This window comes from Ferrovibrio sp. (assembly GCF_029255545.1).
Lineage (GTDB): Bacteria > Pseudomonadota > Alphaproteobacteria > Ferrovibrionales > Ferrovibrionaceae > Ferrovibrio.
Genome location: NZ_JANLJJ010000067.1, coordinates 1 through 2,644 on the forward strand (window position 1 = coordinate 1; position 2,644 = coordinate 2,644).

A 2,644-nucleotide genomic window follows, 5' to 3' on the forward strand; every position below is an offset into this window, starting at 1 on the left:
GGCTTCGGTGATCGCCGCAAGGCCATGCTGGAAGACATCGCCATCCTGACCGGCGGCCAGCTGATCTCGGAAGATCTCGGCATCAAGCTGGAGTCGGTGACCCTGCAGATGCTGGGCACCGCCAAGAAGGTGACGATCGACAAGGAAAACACCACGATCGTCGCCGGCGCCGGCAAGAACAAGGATATCCAGGCCCGCGTTGCGCAGATCAAGGCGCAGATCGAGGAGACCTCCTCGGACTACGACCGCGAGAAGCTGCAGGAGCGTCTGGCCAAGCTGGCCGGTGGCGTTGCCGTCATCAAGGTCGGTGGCGCCAGCGAGATCGAGGTGAAGGAGCGCAAGGATCGCGTTGACGATGCCCTGCACGCCACCCGCGCCGCGGTCGAGGAAGGCATCGTGCCGGGCGGCGGCACCGCCCTGCTGTATTCCGTCCGCTCGATCGACAAGGTCAAGGTCGACAATGCCGACCAGAAGCATGGCGTGGAAATCATCCGCCGCGCCCTGCAGGCCCCGGTCCGTCAGATCGCCGAGAATGCCGGCGTCGACGGCGCCGTGGTGGCTGGCAAGCTGCTCGAGTCGAAGGACACCAGCTGGGGCTTCAATGCCCAGACCGAAGAGTATACCGACCTGGTCAAGGCCGGCGTGATCGATCCGGCCAAGGTCGTGCGCGTCGCCCTGCAGGGCGCCGCCTCGGTGGCCGGCCTGCTGATCACCACCGAAGCCATGGTGGCCGACAAGCCGGAGCCGAAGCAGCCGATGGGCGCGCCCGGCGGCGGCATGGGTGGTATGGGCGGCATGGGCGGCATGGACTTCTGATCCATCCGTCTCCGCTCGGAAGACAAGAGAGGCCCGGTCGCGAGACCGGGCCTTTTTTTCTGCCTTGCAGCAGGTCAGCAGGGCAGGTTTAGAAATTGATTAATATCAATTTACTTGTGAATTTTATTATCGACTCAATATTTTAAGATTATGTTTCACATCTAAATTATTCTTGCCAGAACAATCTCCTGCTGAGACTAATAAGGAAATATTCAACCTTCGGGGTGGGAGGTGGAAATGCAGCGGCCAGAGCCGACCGGGCGGGAACGCCAGTTCACGGAAAACCAGATCATCGTCAGCAAGACCGACCTCAAGGGCCGGATCACCTACGTCAACGATGTGTTCTGCCAGGTCGGCCTCTACGAGGAAGACGAGGTGCTCGGCCAGCCGCATTCCATCGTGCGCCATCCCGAGATGCCGCGCGTGGTGTTCCACCTGCTGTGGCAGCGCATCCGCGATGGCGAGGAAATCTTCGCCTATGTGAAGAACCTGGCCAAGAATGGCGACCACTACTGGGTGCTGGCGCATGTGACGCCGAGCCGCGACCTGCAGGGCCAGGTCGACGGCTTCCATTCCAATCGCCGCGTGCCCAGCCGTAAGGCGCTGGCGGTGATCGAGCCGCTTTATCGCCGGCTCTGCGCTGAGGAAGAGCGCCATGCCGACCGCAAGCAGGGCATGCAGGCCGGCCTGGCGCTGATCGAGAGTGATCTGCAGACACGCGGCCTGGATTACGACCGCTTCGTGCTGGGGCTGGCCGCGCAGAACTGACACCGCAAAACCCGAAAATCCGGAAGGATCACCACCATGCTGCTCGCTGCGTCGCGACACCGGAGGGCCCTGGCCCAGATCGATGCGATCTGCGCCCGGGCGGCACAGGGCGACATGTCGGGCCGCATCCTGCACCTGAAACAGTATGGCGACCTCGCGCCCACGCTGGCCGCCTTCAACCGCCTGCTCGATCTCACCGATGCCTATATCCGCGAATCGAGCGCGTCGCTGTCCTTCGCCGCGCAGGGCAAGCATTTCCGGCCCTTCCTGCCGCAGGGCATGGTCGGCCATTTCCGCGGCGGCGCCGACATCATCAACGGCGCGCGCCAGACGATGGAAAGCGGCGCCGAGGAAACCGCGCGCCTGCAGGCCGAGGTGGCCGAACTGGTGACGGCTGCCGCGTCCGGCGATCTGGGTGGCCGTTTGAGCCTGGAGGGCAAGGACGGCTTCATGCGCCGCCTGGCCGAGGGCATCAACATGCTGGTGGAGCGCACCGGCACCGCTTTTGGCGACGTGGCGCGCGTCATCGCCGCGCTGGCGGCCGGCGACCTCAGCAAACGCATCGATGGCGACTATCAGGGTGTCTTTGCCACCGTGCAGCAGGATACCAACCGCACCATCGACGCCCTGCGCGAGGTGGCGCAGCAGCTTGGCCGGGCGACGGAGGCCGTGCAATCCGCCGCCAACGAAATCGACGAAGGCAGCCGCGATCTGGCCGCGCGTACCGAAAGCCAGGCCGCCACCCTGGAGCAGACCGCCGCCGCGATGCACCAGATCACCGATACGGTGAAGCTCACCGCCGACAATGCCCAGGCGGCCAGCCAGCTCACGGCGGTGGCCCGCGACACGGCCGAAAAAGGCGGCGAGGTCGTGCACGAAGCCGTGCAGGCGATGGCCCGCATCGAGGACAGCGCAGCCCGGATCGGCGACATCGTTGGCCTGATCGACGAGATCGCCTTCCAGACCAACCTGCTGGCGTTGAATGCATCCGTCGAAGCGGCGCGCGCCGGCGAGGCCGGCAAGGGGTTTGCCGTGGTGGCGCAGGAGGTGCGCGCCCTGG

The 2,644-nt window shown here is 64.9% G+C and carries 3 protein-coding genes; all 3 read left to right on the forward strand.

The genetic code is table 11. The features are described 5' to 3' along the window. Positions 1–816: chaperonin GroEL (groEL, locus tag Q1J79_RS13100; RefSeq protein ID WP_300301066.1), on the forward strand; the 816-nt coding region annotated here is incomplete at its 5' end. A gap of 237 nt (positions 817–1,053) precedes the next feature. After that, complete coding sequence (locus tag Q1J79_RS13105; protein ID WP_300301068.1) at positions 1,054–1,584, forward strand: PAS domain-containing protein; 531 nt, start codon at positions 1,054–1,056, stop codon at positions 1,582–1,584. A 36-nt stretch (positions 1,585–1,620) separates the two neighbouring features. After that, positions 1,621–2,644 (forward strand): methyl-accepting chemotaxis protein (locus Q1J79_RS13110; RefSeq protein WP_300301070.1); only part of this gene is annotated, 1,024 nt, incomplete at its 3' end.

Excerpts from the sequence above, each read along its gene's own strand:
- Q1J79_RS13105 (WP_300301068.1), top strand. The coding sequence starts at position 1,054 with ATGCAGCGGCCAGAGCCGACCGGGCGGGAACGCCAGTTCACGGAAAAC.